At 44.9% G+C, this 15,822-nt stretch carries 13 protein-coding genes; 8 read left to right on the top strand and 5 right to left on the bottom strand.

The window, feature by feature from the left end; all coding sequences use genetic code 11:
* Positions 1-11: 11 nt before the first annotated feature.
* The 4 genes from EYS00_RS11590 to EYS00_RS11575 form a co-directional block, all read right to left on the bottom strand.
* Positions 12-3,350, bottom strand: coding sequence for a glycosyl hydrolase (locus EYS00_RS11590; RefSeq protein ID WP_130636713.1), 3,339 nt, complete (start codon positions 3,348-3,350; stop codon positions 12-14).
* A gap of 142 nt (positions 3,351-3,492) precedes the next feature.
* Positions 3,493-4,320 (bottom strand): CRTAC1 family protein, encoded by an 828-nt coding sequence (locus tag EYS00_RS11585; protein ID WP_130636712.1) that lies wholly within the window; start codon positions 4,318-4,320, stop codon positions 3,493-3,495.
* 83 nt (positions 4,321-4,403) lie between these two features.
* The gene (locus EYS00_RS11580; protein WP_130636711.1) at positions 4,404-5,468 is read right to left on the bottom strand and encodes a VCBS repeat-containing protein; all 1,065 of its coding nucleotides are present in this window, start codon (positions 5,466-5,468) and stop codon (positions 4,404-4,406) included.
* Between the two features lie 31 nt (positions 5,469-5,499).
* On the bottom strand, positions 5,500-6,669 hold the full coding sequence (locus EYS00_RS11575; protein ID WP_242618747.1) for a family 16 glycosylhydrolase: 1,170 nt from the start codon (positions 6,667-6,669) through the stop codon (positions 5,500-5,502).
* Between the two features lie 250 nt (positions 6,670-6,919).
* Between EYS00_RS11575 and EYS00_RS11570 the strand changes: the two genes are divergently transcribed.
* From EYS00_RS11570 to gloA, 6 genes are all read left to right on the top strand, one after another.
* Entirely contained in the window at positions 6,920-7,645 is a 726-nt protein-coding gene (locus EYS00_RS11570) for a TetR/AcrR family transcriptional regulator (RefSeq protein ID WP_130636710.1), read from the top strand.
* Positions 7,646-7,660: 15 nt separating this feature from the next.
* A complete protein-coding gene (locus tag EYS00_RS11565; RefSeq protein ID WP_130636709.1) occupies positions 7,661-8,770 on the top strand; it encodes an efflux RND transporter periplasmic adaptor subunit in 1,110 nt (369 codons plus the stop codon).
* Positions 8,767-11,856, top strand: a complete 3,090-nt coding sequence (locus EYS00_RS11560) for an efflux RND transporter permease subunit (RefSeq protein WP_130636708.1) — start codon at positions 8,767-8,769, stop codon at positions 11,854-11,856. Before EYS00_RS11565 ends, EYS00_RS11560 begins: the two co-directional genes overlap by 4 nt.
* A 239-nt stretch (positions 11,857-12,095) precedes the next feature.
* On the top strand, positions 12,096-12,602 hold the full coding sequence (locus EYS00_RS11555) for an outer membrane beta-barrel protein (RefSeq protein WP_165399367.1): 507 nt from the start codon (positions 12,096-12,098) through the stop codon (positions 12,600-12,602).
* Between the two features lie 124 nt (positions 12,603-12,726).
* Complete coding sequence (locus EYS00_RS11550; protein ID WP_130636706.1) at positions 12,727-13,332, top strand: DUF1456 family protein; 606 nt, start codon at positions 12,727-12,729, stop codon at positions 13,330-13,332.
* Positions 13,333-13,367: 35 nt separating this feature from the next.
* Positions 13,368-13,895 carry a lactoylglutathione lyase gene (gloA, locus tag EYS00_RS11545; protein ID WP_130636705.1) on the top strand — a complete coding sequence of 176 codons (528 nt, stop codon included), beginning with the start codon at positions 13,368-13,370 and terminating at the stop codon, positions 13,893-13,895.
* Between the two features lie 39 nt (positions 13,896-13,934).
* Here gloA and EYS00_RS11540 read toward each other — a convergent pair whose 3' ends face one another.
* Complete coding sequence (locus tag EYS00_RS11540; protein WP_130636704.1) at positions 13,935-14,306, bottom strand: helix-turn-helix domain-containing protein; 372 nt, start codon at positions 14,304-14,306, stop codon at positions 13,935-13,937.
* Positions 14,307-14,424: 118 nt separating this feature from the next.
* On the opposite strand from EYS00_RS11540, the gene EYS00_RS11535 reads away from it, so the two are divergent.
* Positions 14,425-15,006, top strand: coding sequence for an NAD(P)H-dependent oxidoreductase (locus EYS00_RS11535; protein ID WP_130636703.1), 582 nt, complete (start codon positions 14,425-14,427; stop codon positions 15,004-15,006).
* 9 nt (positions 15,007-15,015) lie between these two features.
* Positions 15,016-15,558 (top strand): peroxiredoxin family protein, encoded by a 543-nt coding sequence (locus EYS00_RS11530; RefSeq protein ID WP_130636702.1) that lies wholly within the window; start codon positions 15,016-15,018, stop codon positions 15,556-15,558.
* The last annotated feature ends 264 nt before the right edge of the window (positions 15,559-15,822 follow it).

The following is a 15,822-nucleotide window of genomic DNA, read 5'->3' as shown; positions in this document are numbered from 1 at the left end:
TTTTGTACTATTTATCTGTCTTTTACGTAGCGGTGCAAAATTTTAACTGGACCTATTAGCCCTGATGGTAAGAGTTGATCCTCTTTGCTCCAGTGCTTCCATGTGGCAAACGTACTGCGTTCACCCGGTTGGATAGGGGCGGGACCTTTTAACCACTCCGGAAACGCTGAAAGTTGAAAGCCTTGGTAGCCATTCTGTTTCCATTCCGCAGTATCTGGGTACTGACGTTCATCGCCAATCAAGCGATTAGGCCACAGGTTTGTTACTTCAATAGAGAGTCGATTCTTTCCTGGTTTGAGTTGGTGAGAGATATCAAAATGATAGGGGGCCCACATACGAAGCCCGAGATCCTGACCGTTTAAATAGACTCTGGCGAACTGGTGAGCTTCGCCTAAATCTAGTTGATACTCGATTGGCATTACCGCGGTATTTGAATCATCAAAGATAAATTCTGTCGTGTACTTTATTGTGCCTGAAAAGTAGCGAATGTTCTCTTGTGAATGTTGTGTCAGGTCTATCAAGGGATGCATTGTAATAGCTTGTGGCTTTTGTACCCCTTTTACAAAATCAACTCGCCACTGTGTTTCAAGGGTTTGCAATGGTTCAAAATCACCAGTGTTTAGCCATGTATCAGTAGTCGTTTGCTCAGGAAAAACCACGAAAAATGACTGGGCTTGATCAAATGTTAGCCTTATTTGTGTGCGTCCGTTCTCTTCTGTGTAGTTGGTGATTTTTGTTCTTGTGCCTGTTAGCGGATCCCATAATTCTGGTCGTTTTCCTGATACTCTAAAATCAAGGCTCGCAGTGGTTGATTGATGTTCCAAATTACTCACAAAGTAAAAATCGCCATCAGGCGCTTTTATATGACGCCACACCAGTCGGTTGTCGGTGTCTGAAACCACTAAGTCTGGGCCTAAGGATAGCTTTTCCAAGGCTTCTGGAAGTGTCTTAAATACCTGTCCTGCGTAGTTTCCGCCCCATATGTAGCCCGCCAGTTGTGATACTTCCGTGTCAGCTAATGAACCATTCGTTAAACTGGGCGAAAACTTCGGTGGAGATCCCACTAGAGTTGCGCCAGCGTCGAGCAAGTCGATGAGCTTTTTGAGGATCTCTGGTCGCATACTAACGTCACTTGCCAATGACAATATTCGATACTCTCTTCTGTTGTCGTAGCCAATTTTACCGTCAGTCTGCGCATTGAGTTTGTTCAGCAATCCGTGTGACGAAATGAATTCAAAATCATAACCAGCGGGTAGTGCTTCATATACAAAGTCACGGTCAAACTTTGTTGAAGCATCGTCACCTAGCAGGTGCAATACATCAAAAACTGGCTGACCGAAATCCATCATAGACTGAGTGCGTTGCAGATAGCGGTTCCATACATCAATCTCGTGCCACCAAGTTTGCGTTCGCTCAAAGTGCAAACCCCAGTACCCTAGGGTCATACCGGGTTTAAGGTCAACCCAAGGTTGGTGAGTGAATAAGTGATGTGTCACTAACGTCGCGCCTCCAGCAAAATCCGTATCTGCTTGCGACTTGAATGTAAGTGGGTGACTCAGCCATCGATTAGCTTGTGGTAAGGATGTAAACGATTCGGAGCGTACCGGCTTATTGTATATAGACCCAGCCGATGACGTCATTTTAGCGGTCAAATAGGCAAATTCCTGATTGGGGCGATTTTCCTCAGGAGACAATGAGCGAAACGCACTATTTGCATATAGGATATCTGCTTGTCCAAGTGCATGCAGATTATCAATGAAGGGTTTCATTGACTGAGTGCTGAAGTCTATTCCCAGTGAATTTGCATGCCGGCGCATCCCACCATAAAAGCGATTTACTATAAGGTCAGATATTGTTTTTCGCATGTCCCATAGAAACTTTTCACTGGTATCGGTACTACCTACTCCATACCCCAGTGTGGCCGGCAGAAACGGAATAGGAGAATAACCTCGCAATTGCTCAAAGTCTTCGTCAAAGCCCTGAGTCCAGTTTTGGCGACCCACCTCCCAACTATCAGCATGTGTAGAGACAAGGGCATTGGCATTATTATTTGAAGCAATAGAGAGCACCTTGGATAGATAGTTGTCAAAGTGAACTTTGAGCGCTCTTGAACTTAATTTGTCTACTTCTAAGCCCTCACCTCCTGGAGAACCAGGTCGATTTATCGCTTCAGTTGATGACATTCCAAAACGCACAACTGTCCAGTTGTCTGTGGGGGGAGACCAGTGCAAGGTACCATCTTGTGCAAGATACTCTGAAACATCGACAATGCTTTCTAGGGGAATGTGATCAGAGAGAGTATCTAACGACTGTTTGGGCGAATCACGCTCTGCGGCTTCCATAAAAAAGGGGAATATATGTGAGGCTTTCTGACACCAATCATCGAGGCGAGGCTTATTATCAAGATTGATCTCTCGCACCGACACTCGCACTTTAGGCATTGCGGTATACAGTAGTTTGTTGTCAGTGGGTTTAAATACAATTTTGACGTATTTAGCGGTTTCGCTGGGAAATTGAAAACAGCTGACATCATCGTATATTTGACCCCGCTTACTCATAGCGATTTGTCGATACGACTTCCCATCGTCCGACACCATCAGTGCGTTTTGTCCCATCATCCCATATACAGAAAACTTGATGAAGGCATTGCTAAAGGTATACGGCTCACTAAATGCTAGTTCAACATAGGTTTCACCAGAGCTCTCGTCTATGGTTGGCTCAACATAGGTATTCCAGTCTTGATCAATAACCGATAACGCCTCAGCTGACCGGTTACTTGTAGCCCCGGATATGTTGACGGTGTGGACTAGCGATGTGAAGGGCGTGTCTTGAAATGACTGCGGAGTGGGAAACGCCAATGTCGCAATATCTTCGTAGTAGCCCAGTGGAGCATGTGGAGGAGGGAATTCAACTGTTTCTTGAGCATCAGTGATAGCAACTTCATTCCACGATAACTCCTTCATTCCTAGTGCTGGTGTGATCCAAGGACCACCAGCGACGGACCAACCTTCACTATTATATAAATTTACCTTTAGATTGAGTCGTGTCGCTGTACTGAGTGTATGCTCCATCAATGCAAAATATTCGTCGGAACCGAAGACAACAGGACCTCGAGGAACAACGTCATGCTCATTGATATGCATTAACAAGACACCGCCTAAGCCAGCCTCTGCCATTGATGTTAAATCAGCGGTGATCCCTTCTTTGGTGATATTCCCGTTTATCCAGTACCAAAATACCCACGGTTTGTAATTGTCTTGTGGATTGTCAAACCTCTGTACCAAGGTATTAGCCGAAGAAGAACACGAGAGTGTGAAAAAAATAATTGCGAGTAAAGCGTTACGAAGCATGAGAGTCTCTGAAATTTATCATAGAACATATCTATTAACGCTAGATATTCTAGCCCTTGATAAGAAGAGACTCTCAATGTGGAAATTACTACCCCAGTGTATGGGTTTTGTTTTGGTGAAAAATAGTCAAACCACTCTAGGTTTAGCCCTTGGTAGCTACATATTTATCAACGGTTTCTGTTAACAGTTCAACAGTTTCACCATTCGTCCACTCAACGGTGATCTTGTCTATTTTTTCGCAAGTACCTAAGCCAAACAGTAAATCGTTGTTAAAAGCCACGGCATAAGCAGATGAAGTATCACCTACTCGGCGTTCCCATACGTTGCCACAAGCACTGACGGTAGCTTTAGCGCCTAGTTTTGTCGCAGTACCGCTGGGCGCATCATTTACAGTCACGCCAATAAAGTGGTTGGCGTTGCGACTGTCACTGTGATTTTCGAACAGACGCCATCGGCCGCGTTCGTTAGCGGTGACTATATCTAAGTCGCCATCTTTGTCGTAATCGATAACATCAACCCCTGAGCCGGTTGCTCCTAGGTCGGTTATCACAATACCGTGGTCGGCCATTTGTTTGAACACCTCTCCTTGGTGGTTCAAATATACTATTGGCTTGTGAATTTCTGCCATGTTGCCATAGGGCATATACAAGAGATCTTGCCAGCCGTCGTTGTTAAAGTCGGCGGCGACTACGCTGGTGGTGGGTGCTTCAAAATGAATACCCATAGTTTGAGTAACTTCAACGAAAGTGCCGTTTTGGTTTTCCAACAGCATTGCGGGTAATGGTTTAACGTAACTTGATGTTGGCGCGTCAATCACGTTGTTAATAACGCCTGCCGTTGCCGAGCGTGTTTGACTGCACAAGCGCCAAACCTTGTTCCAAACGTAACCTATGTAGAGTCCTGTGTTAACGCCTTCGGGTAAATCTTGAATTTTCTGGCCTTCAACACAAACGTCATCAGGAAAGCCCATAGCTTCTTGCTGGGTAAATTTGAGACTATTCTCACCGGATAAATCCCAGTCATGAGAAGTAATTGCGTTACGCCCTTTAATATCTATTTTTGTTTATCGGCGCCCACATAAATATCAAAATCAGGATAAGCCATTTGTAAATTCTCTAACGAGAAGTCGCCTTCAATGGTTAGCTCACCAACATCAAAGGGTTGAAAGCGCGCGAAAAACGCAAAGCGCTGGTGTTGTTCGTCGTAAAATCGCTGATGTTCAAACTGATGTTTAGCGCGACTGATGGCCAAATCAAGGTCACCGTCTCCGTCAAAGTCTATTGGCGCAACGGCGCTGACATGGTTTGTTTTTGCCAGTTCTCCCAGTACCTCTTGAGTGGCTTGGGTAAATTCGTAGCCTTCACCTGCTTTGGCAACGACCATAGCGCCACCACCAAAAATAAACACATCTTGGTCGCCATCGCCGTTGTAATCAATAATGGCCGACTTGTAGCTGAGGCGTTCCGAATGGGGGAGGTTGCCTAAAAAGGTAAAATCACCGCTTCCATCATTTGAGTAAAAATGATTGGCGCCGGTTTTAAATTGTGAGGGCATAGCAAAGCCCGTTAAAAACAAATCTAAGTCGCCATTTTGATTGGCATCGAAGGCTTTGATAGAGCGACCGCGCCCTTTTTCGAAATGACTTAATACTTCACCGGCATTAATGGTGCGGTCTGAAGACACTTCAAAGTGAATAGGTTTTCTAGGATTGCTGCCATTACCACCGCCTTGGGCAATGACGATTTCAACTAGACCGTTCCCATCAAAGTCGGCAATACCTGTACCGTGCATGTCACCATTGATAAGGGTTTGTGGATCGCTAAAGCGGCCACCTTCATTCCAATAAATATGCACTTGATGGGCATGTTCGGTGAGTATGAGATCTTGATGGCCATCACCGTCAAGGTCGCCCACCATGGCACCGTCCCACTTGCGTCGCGCACGCTCATCACTCGGCAATATGCCCGTCGTTTCGCTGAATAAGGTACGAGGTGTAGATGTTTCAACTTGTGGTGGTGCAGTTTGCGGTTGAGTACTTGTACAAGATAGTAGTCCAGCGATCACGACAAAGGCCGCTATGGTTACTAAACTTTTAGGCAATGTTGGGGTAGTGGTCATCACAGATCTCTTGTTTTTCTTCTAAGTAGGGTTACTTGTGCTCTGGAAGTATGTGCTGTGGTTTTTGCCAAACTCGAACATACTCAATTTCAAAGTCCACTACGCCGTCTTCTTTTTCACCCACAGGGCTATTCATTTCAAGATCTTCCAGACTATCGGGCACGCCATTCCACGGGAAAGTTTCTTGGTCGAGCCACAGGCTTATTGGGCGACTGGCAATCCAGCCATCGTAACCCGCAGGTACATCGCGGTTTTCAAGTGCCCATTGTCTTACATCATCTGGAGTTACCGTGGAGATAAGCTCACCGTCGACATAATACTTAAAGCCGTTTTCGTCCCACTCAAAACCGTAAATGTGGAATTCGTCTGCAACGTTAAAACCTAAGTCTTTGTGTTCGGTGTATACAGGTTTGCCTGCCTCTGGAAGACCGCGCTGCCAGTCTCGTAAAGACCACCACAACTCTCTGTCTAAATGGGCTTTACCTTCCATGCGGTGTGAGCCAAATTGTTCAAAAAAATCGAGTTCAATTTGGTCACCCATAGACCAAAACGCGCTAGTAACTTCTGCATCCGCGGCTTTGCTTTTTATCTCTATGTAGCCGTAGGTAAAGAACTTACGGGAGATAAAACACGCCGTGGTAATATTTTCATAGGGAAGTGCTTCACCAAAATGAGGCTTACGTACTTCCTCTTCAAAGGGAAAATCTGGCTCCCAGCGGGTTTCTAGAACCAGCTTTCCATCTTCTAAGCGATAGTTTCTGCCCGAAAACTGCGATGGTGCTCTGCCTTTCCATACCCATTTATTTGGTTTGTCCGGATGTTTGTATACCGGTTTGCCGTCTTCAAATTTTCCGACGATAAACCAGCGGTCCTCGTCAACCGTATCCCCTTCAAATTCGTCACTGACTACCGCGTTGTATATCCAGCCACCTTCGTTAGCTTGGTCGGTATGAGGTAAAACAGCAGGAATATTGGCAATTTCCCTTACTGGTTCCGATGCATTAGGCACTGGCTCTTGCGCACAGGAAAACATACATGCGCTAGTGCAAAGCAGTGTGAGAGCTCTAGCCATTGAGATTGGTCGAGCACTCGTGTTGGGTGCAGCGGTATGATACTTCGGGAAAATTGCCATTACAGTTGTCCATTGGTTATAGGTTCGTAATTGCATGTACTGGATGACGCCGATCACGTGTACACGCATGACATAACCTTGGACTCTAACATTAATGTGTTACTAATATAAAGATATGATGTTTAAAAATTGATAAATCTATCATCAAAACCCAATGATCTTTTATATAACCAATAAATTTGTGCGGGATCGGTTTCAATTTCTATTGCATGTGCTACTATTTGAACCATATTCGAATGATATTCGAATATGGTTCAAGTTTTTCAGGTAGCGTTGTCAAGCTTACGCTTACCTAAGTTATTGATAGTGGAGAAATAGCATGGCACCAGCACCAAAATTCAGCCCAGAAGAGCAACAAAAGCTCATACTTGAGGCTGCGGTTGATTGCATTACTGAAACCTCAGTCACTGATTTTGGTATGGCAAAAGTCGCCAAGTTGGCAGGACTATCAATGGGGTCAGTGTACAAATTTTTTCAGTGCAAAGAAGACATAGTACTGGCACTTGCTCATGAGTCGTTTATACAAAAGTCGGCGTTGTTCGAGACCGTGTTAAACATGCCATTTACTACGCCAGAAAAAATGATTGCTGTGAGCTTGCTCTCGCCCAAAGTACTTCAGCATTTTCCGTTTGATTATGAACTTGAATCTTATGCGACTAACGAGGCGGTGGTACGTCGTGCATCTGCACAGTGGAATAACCAAATCATAGAAGCGAGTAAACAGTGTCAAAACGCTTTTGTTACGGCACTTACAACAGGTATTGCTGCCGGTGAATTGAAAACGACAGAAGATACCTCAACCCTTGCCGAAGAACTCACCATTAGTGGTTGGGCAATGACGGTGGGTTACGAGCAAGTATTGCGCGTGCAACAGATGCCGCAAATCATTGATGGCACTGCCACACTACTTGATCCCCTGCGCTTAGACGACCCAATGATCCGCAGTATGGTTCGCCTTATTAATAGTTATCCGTGGGTCACACCACTTACCGATGCATCACTGCAACAAATTGATGCGCTACTTGTTAAACACAATCTTCGCTAATTAGGACGTAACACAATGCAAATTACACGTTGGCTAACGAGCCTTTTTATTATTACTGTGGTGATTGTTTCACTTGGATTCGTGAAGTTTAATCAAATTCAAGCGGCTGTCGCTTACGGTGAGTCATTTCCAGAACCGTCCGCCAGTGTTCAAAGTGAGTATGTTCAAACCATTGAACATGCCAAACGCACCAAGGTGGTAGGTGAATTAGTTGCCCCGCAAATGCTGACGCTGAGTACTGAATTTGCGGGCCCCATTACTTTTGTGGGTTTTCAGCCCGGCGACGTGGTTGAAAAAGGGCAACTCTTGTTGCGTCAAGACACACGTTTAGAACAAGCGAATTTAGATGCCGCCAATGCGCGATTGTCATTAGCCAAACTGAATCACAAACGTCTGTCTGCGCTGTTGCAGCAACAGCGCGCGAGTCAAAGTGAAGTGGATGCCGCTAAAGCAGATGTGGATATTGCCAAGGCAGAAGTAGACAACTTAGCGTCAGTCATTGACAAAATGAACGTTGTTGCACCGTTTAATGGTCGAGTTGGGTTAGAGCAATTCCAAGTTGGCCAAATGCTAGATGCGAACGCTCAAATCACTTCACTTATTGGTTTAGACAGTGTTATTTGGGTTGATTTTGCCATTCCACAAACCCTTGAACAACCTAACGTGGGCGATGAAGTGGTGATTGAAGCCATGCAAGCTGGCAGTACACCACTTACGGCTAGAATTATTGCTAAACAACCTATGCTAGACGCGGGCTCTCGCCAGCAAAGCTACCGTGCTCAACTCGACAACAGCGCAGGTTTATTGAGCCACAACCAAATGGTAAGCGTGTTTGTTTACTCAAAAGCTATTGAGCAAGTCGCTGTACCTACCAACGCCATCACTCGTAATCATTTCGGTTACTTTGTTTACAAGCTTCAAAAAGACGACAACGACAACTGGCGCGCAGCACCTCTACAAGTTACCGTTGGCGAGCGTGTTAACGATAAGCAAATCGTACTGTCAGGTCTAAACCCTGGTGAATATATTGCTACTGAGGGCGCGTTCAAACTGTATGAGAACATTTTGGTTTATCCGCAGGCGCCTGAATTGCAAGCCTCTGCTGAGGTAGGAGGCCAACGATGAGCGCGCATCATGAAGATAAACCTTCAGTGATGGATGTGTTTGTAACACGGCCAGTGCTCGCTATTGTACTGTCTGTGCTTATCATCCTTGCTGGATTAAATGCTGCTCGAACCATATCTGTGCAGCAGTATCCGAAAATCGAAAGTGCCTCACTGGTTATCAATACGGTTTACACGGGCGCGTCTGCTGATGTGGTAAAAGGCTATGTTACCGAACCTATTGAGCGTGTGACATCCACTGTACCCGGCGTTGACTATGTTGATTCAATTACTACCTCTGGATTGAGTAAAGTCACCGCGTGGTTAGAGCTTAATCACAGTACGACCGATGCACTAGCTGATCTTACGACCAAACTTAATCAAATTAAGTTTGAGTTGCCAACAGGGGCTGAAGACCCGTCTATTGAAATCATTCGTGCAGACAGCCCTTACGCAGTGTTTTACTTGGATGTGGAATCTGAAGGCTTACCACGCAGTGAAGTGAGCGACTACCTAACACGTAACGTTGTACCTGTGATCAGCGATATCAAAGGGGTACAAAGAGTCACGTTAGAAGGTGGGCGCAACCCAGCAATGCGTGTGTGGTTAGACCCAGACAAACTTGCGGTATACAACCTCAGTGCCACCGACGTATTCAGCGCATTGCAAGCAAACAATACCATTGCCACCTTGGGTTACAGCGAGAATGATCGCCAGCGAATCGATCTGATGGCAAACACCAGCCTTGCAACGATTGAAGATTTCCAGAACCTTATTATCGACGAGTCTAATGGTGCTCAGCTTCGTTTGGGTGCGGTAGCAGACATTACTATTGGTGAAGCCGAGGGTATGGTCACGGCAAGATTGGACGACCGCAATACTGTATTCCTCGCGGTATGGGCATTGCCGGGTGCGAATGAAATTGATATTGGTGATGCTCTTTACGTGAAGCTTGAGCAAATCAATGAAGTACTACCTGACGGTATGTTCATCCGCACAGGCTATGATGGCACCTTGTACATGCGTGATTCCATCAAAGAGATATTCTCTACCCTTATCGAAACGGTGCTTCTAGTAGGTATTGTTATTCTCGCCATGATGGGTAGCTTTAGAACGGCATTGGTACCGTTGGTGACTATTCCTATTTCAGTGTTAGGTGCTATTGCGGTGATCTCAATTATGGGCTTTTCACTGAACTTACTCACTATTCTGGCCATTGTACTGTCTGTGGGGTTAGTCGTAGACGACGCTATTGTTGTGGTAGAAAACGTGGCTCGTCACATGCGTGCCGGTAAACCAAGACTTCAAGCGGCGCTCATCAGCTCTCGTCAACTATTGGTACCTGTGATCGCCATGACACTGACGCTTGCGGCTGTGTATGCCCCCATTGGCTTTTTAACCGGATTAACAGGGTTCTTGTTCCGAGAGTTCGCCTTCACATTGGCTATTGCTGTACTCATTTCAGGTGTTGTTGCGGTAACTCTGTCGCCTATCATGAGCGCCTATGTTAGCCCTGAAGGGGGTAAAGAAGGCAAACTTACACGTATGGTGAATGGCTATTTTGATCGATTGCAGGCCGGTTACACCAAAGCGCTCGGTAAGCTGTTTAGCTGGCGCGCACAGGTGTTCTTTATTGCTTTTATGTTTTCAGTATTGAGTGCGCCGTTTTACATGCTGTCGCAACAAGAACTGGCACCTATTGAAGATCAAAGTGCTATTCAGGTCATTGTTGAAGCACCGCCAGAATCGTCTCAGGCTTATACAGCGTTGGCTATGAACGACACTGCCGCGGTAATGAATGCCACAGAGGGTGGTCAATTTACTTGGCAAATCGTTACTGCTGCTGCGGGTTTCGGTGGTGTTGAACTACTGCCGTATGAACAGCGCGAGCATTCAGTACATGAACTATTACCCGACCTTTATGGCCGACTAGGCAGTGTGACAGGGTTGACCTTGTTCCCCATTTTACCTGCGTCACTACCAACCGCTGGACAGTTCGACGTCGAAGTTGTACTTCGTGCCAACGACGACCCAGTCACCATGAAACAGTACGCTGATGAGATTATTCAGCAGGCGGTGGCTACGGGTAATTTCATGTTTGTGAATACCGACTTGAAAATCGATCTGCCACAGGCCGAGCTCAACATTAACAAAGATCTATTGGCAGACTTGGGGCTCAATTTGCAGTCGGTGAATGACCAGCTCAGCATTCTGATGTCGAATAACTTTGCTAACTACTTTAATAAAGACGGTAAGGCATATCGAGTAATCCCCATTGTTGGCGACGCGCAGCGTTACAACCCTGAAAACATTCTCGATATGAAGATACGTACCGATAGCGGAAGTCTGGTTCCTGTATCGGCGTTCGCTACCCTCGACAGTTACACTGGCCCTCGGGTATTGGGTTCATTTAATCAGCAAAGCTCTTTCAGAATATTGGGTGGTGTATTGCCTCATATTACTAAAGAGCAAGCTTTGTCGAGTATAGAAGCCATTGCTGCAGACGTTCTACCCGAACAGTACTCTATTGACTATGCTGGTGAGTCACGTCAGCTACGCAAAGAAGGTAACACCATGGTAGGTGTATTACTGGTGGCGATGATAGTGGTGTATTTCTTACTCACTATACAGTTCAACAGTTTCCGCGATCCGCTTGTTGTGTTGTTGGGCTGTGCGCCGTTGGCTTTGTCTGGTGCTTTGATGCTGCCGTTCTTGTCTCTGACTTCTATCAATATTTACAGCCAAATAGGCTTGATTACCTTGATAGGGCTTATCGCTAAAAACGGCATTCTTATTGTGGAATTTGCTAATCAGCTACAGCTAGAGGGTAAATCAAAGCTCGATGCAGTGAAAGGCGCAGCGGCAACTCGATTGCGCCCCATACTGATGACAACCGGTGCAACTGTGCTTGGGCATTTCCCGTTAGTACTCGTGACTGGCGCAGGTGCAGAGGCGCGAAACAGCATAGGTATTATATTGGTTGCAGGTATGTTGATTGGTACTTTCTTTACTTTGATTGTACTGCCCTTGCTATACCAAATTTTAGCGAAAGACCACAAAGGTGAGGCTGAGTTTGAGGAAACTTTGCAAGCGGCAACAGCAAGCTAATTTGTAACATTGTTTAAATCTCTTTGAATTCTTTATCTTATTTATAGAAAATGCCTGCCCCGACATGAGTTGGGGCAGGGACGATTCCTCGAGCAAAGGAATAGATGGATTCTGTAGCTGCGAATGGTTTTTCGACACAATAGCTCTTTACCACTACACAATTAGTGTTGCTTCAAGGCCTGAACGAAACCATCCCAATGAAGCGTCCCAATGACTATCTACTAATAAAAGGAATGACAATGTTTAAAAAAGCACTTCTAGCTGCGGCTATTCTTGGAACTTCACTATCAGCGTCTGCAAATTGGGAACTAGGCGTTGGTTTCGGCAATTTCTCAGACAGTGACGACGGCGTTGATTTAAGCCTAGGCGGTCTAATGGTTTCAGGTGGTTATCAGTTTGACCTAACTGAATCGGTATCTCTCACTCCTCAGCTTCGCTATGGTATTGGTCTTCAGGATGATGAAGTATCTGGAATAGATGTTGAACTAGATAACTTCTATGCATTGTCTGTAAAAGCGCAGACGATGTTAGGTGAGGGCGTATATGCATACTTGGTGCCTTCATATGGCAAAGTTGAACTTACTGGCAGTGCTGGGGGCTTTTCAATCTCAGCTGATTCTGACTGGGAGTTTGGCTATGGTGCTGGTCTAGGCTATATGGTTTCTGACACCGCTTGGTTGGAAGTTTCTTATGAGTCTTTCGATGGCACTGATTTACTAAGCTTTGGCGCGAAATTTACGTTCTAATATCGCAGATATCGGGGAAGTATTATCACCTTCCCCTCAAATTATCTTTGCCAAAACAGTGAATATTCCGGCTAATTAAGCTAGTCTCCACACTTTCACAACCCCTCCATTTTGGCATGAATAAATGATTCACAACGATGTACTGCGTCGCCTGCGTTACGCCCTGTCGATTAATGATACTGCTGCAATCAGTATCTTTAAGTTAGCAAACTACGATATGGAGTTTGGTTATCTTCACGCCATTATGAAAAAAGAAGACGAGGAAGGTTACCTGCCTTGCCGCGATAAACTCATTTCGCTTTTTCTCGATGGGTTGATCATTAAAAATCGCGGCGCGCGTGAAGGCGAAGCGCCAAAGATCCTTAAAGCTAAAGAGCGCTTGAGTAACAACGAAGTTATGCGAAAAATACGCATAGCAATGAGTTACAAAGATGACGACATGATTCATTTGTTGAAGCTTGCTGACTTTCGTATCAGTAAAAGTGAGTTTTCGGCATTCTTTCGCAAACCCGATCACAGAAACTATAAGCCAGCCGGTGATCAAGTGTTGCGTAACCTGCTTCAAGGTATGGTGAAAAAGTATCGCTCAGAAGGATCACAGAAAAGCGCGGAGCTAAAATCGACAGCGAAGCCTAAACCCAAAGCCAAGCAAAAACCAGCGTCTCAAAATAATGAACAAAAACCGAGTATTAAAGGCGATAACAAGTCAGTCTGGGGTAAGTTATCTTAGTTATCATCTGTATCAATTTATAAAGGAAAAATGGTATGAGTCGTCACTTTGAGAGAGCCGAGGGTTTGTGCGAACAACGAGACCCAGCCACTTTTGGTTATGTGTTTAATCAAACCATGTTGCGTGTTGCCGACCCTATCAGGTCACTCGATTTCTATACCCGTATTATGGGAATGACCTTGCTAAAGCGTTTGGACTTTGAAGCTATGAAGTTCAGTCTGTACTTTCTTACTACAGGTGATGATTTTTCAGATATTAGTAACGATGCACGTGAGCGCACAGCACAGACTTTTGGGCGACCTGCCATGTTAGAGCTGACCCACAACTGGGGAGATACCGCTGAAAACACCCAATATCACAACGGAAATAGCGAACCTCGAGGCTTTGGACACATCGGCTTTCACGTCCCTGATCTTGAAGCGGCCTGTGAACGGTTTGAAGCACTAGAAGTGACTTTTCAAAAACGACCTACTGATGGTTCTATGAAAGAAATCGCCTTTATTAAAGATCCCGATGGCTATTGGATAGAACTTTTTAATGCCAATAAATTAGGCGGCCTGTAAGTCTAGGTTTTGTTTGAGCGGCCAACGAGTTCGCAACACTTAAGGTATTGCCAATTGAATATTGTTTAGCTCTGACCATTGGCGTAAGTCTTCGAGTATTTTTAGTGCTGAGCGCCCAAAGTCGGTGAGTTCATACGTTACGGCAACTGGACGCTCGTTAATTACTTTTCGAATGACCATGCCCTCGTGTTCAAGTTCTTTTAGACGCTGGTCTACCATCTTTTTTGAAGCGCCGCCTAGCATTCTTGCTAGATCATTAAAACGCACGGGCTCATCTTTCAAATGGTAGATTATCGAGCCCTTCCATTTCCCGCCGATAAGTCGCATGCCTTTTTCGATTGCGCAGGGTTCTTTGCAGGCGTCATAAACTTTTTTCTTCCCATTAGTCTCTGTTTTTATACGACTTTTCATAATGGCCTTTCAATATTTAGTAGGTTACTAAAAGTATACTAATTGAATATGGTTCGTAGGTTACTAAAATATACCTAAGTTAATCAAACATTATCGATGTTTATTTAGGAGTGTGTAAATGAGTAAGGTACTTATTATTAATGGGCATCAGTACTACCCATTTTCTGAAGGAAAGTTAAACGCTTCGTTAGTGGAAAAAGCAGTTACTTTGCTACAAGCCAAAGGCCACGAGACAAGAGTGGTTGTGATGTCAGAGAGCATAGACGTAGAAGAACAGCTTGCGCATCACCAATGGGCTGACGTTGTGATTTTTCAGTCGCCTGTGAATTGGATGGGTGTCACCTGGTCATTCAAAAAATATATGGATGAGGTATACACCGCAGGCATGGGGGGAGCTTTGTGCAATGGTGATGGCAGAACCTCAGATTCACCAAAATTAAATTATGGTACTGGAGGTACGCTGAGCAATACCAAATACATGATGTCACTCACGTTTAATGCACCAAGTGAGTCGTTTGACAACAAAGACGAGTTTTTCGAGGGTAAATCAGTCGATGACTTGTTGTTTCCTATGCATATGAACTTCAAGTTTTTTGATATGAAACCATTGCCCACTTTTGCCTGTTTTGACGTAATGAAAAATGCAGATGTAGAAAATGATCTAAATCGATTTGAACGTCACATTAATACCTATTTTTAAGGAATCATTATGACTACCCATTACACCCAAAAGCTTCATGCTGGCGCTCCATTTCCGAAAACCGAAGCTACGCTTTTAAACGGTACTAAGGTTGACCTTACCGACACTATTGAAGGCTGTGACTGGAAAATGGTAGTGGTGTATCGCGGCCGACATTGCCCACTGTGCACAAAGTATCTCAATCAACTCGAAGGGTTTGTGAAACCTCTTAAAGACATTGGCGTAGACCTTATCGCAGTGTCTGGAGATAGCGACGCGCAACTTCAGCAACATCTTGAACAGTTAGAGGTTACCTTTCCTCTGGCTTATGGGTTAACCACAGAGCAAATGAAATCCTTAGGAGTATATATTTCAGACCCTCGTTCGCCCCAAGAAACTGACCACCCTTTTGCTGAGCCGGGCTTGTTTGTGGTAAATGCTGAAGGCAACATACAAGTAACTGATATCTCCAATAACCCCTTTGTTCGTCCAGAATTAGAAGCATTGGTGCGAGGTCTTGGGTGGATAAGAAACCCAGACAACAACTACCCCATACGCGGTATGCACGTCTAGTTACAAAGACATTCACTCTTCCTGCAGATGCACTATAAAAGTGCATCTGTTAGGGCTTTATTCTACAAAAGTATAATATTTCTTCGCTGATTTCTTGCCCAATTAGACTTTTGGATACTACGCTTCTTGTAAAAGTAGTCACAGAACATCCCGCCTGAATCTAAATACTCCAATGTTATTTAGTCATAATCATACTAACGAAATCAGGTTTGGTAGAGGTTTCAAGTGACATGGTTACAGCAATAAACAGCGTATACAGCAGGA

It is taken from the genome of Alteromonas sp. KUL49, assembly GCF_006538345.1.
In the GTDB taxonomy this organism is placed as follows: domain Bacteria; phylum Pseudomonadota; class Gammaproteobacteria; order Enterobacterales; family Alteromonadaceae; genus Alteromonas.
The sequence above is the reverse complement of the archived record's forward strand: the minus strand, read 5'-3'. Positions and strand labels throughout refer to the sequence as shown.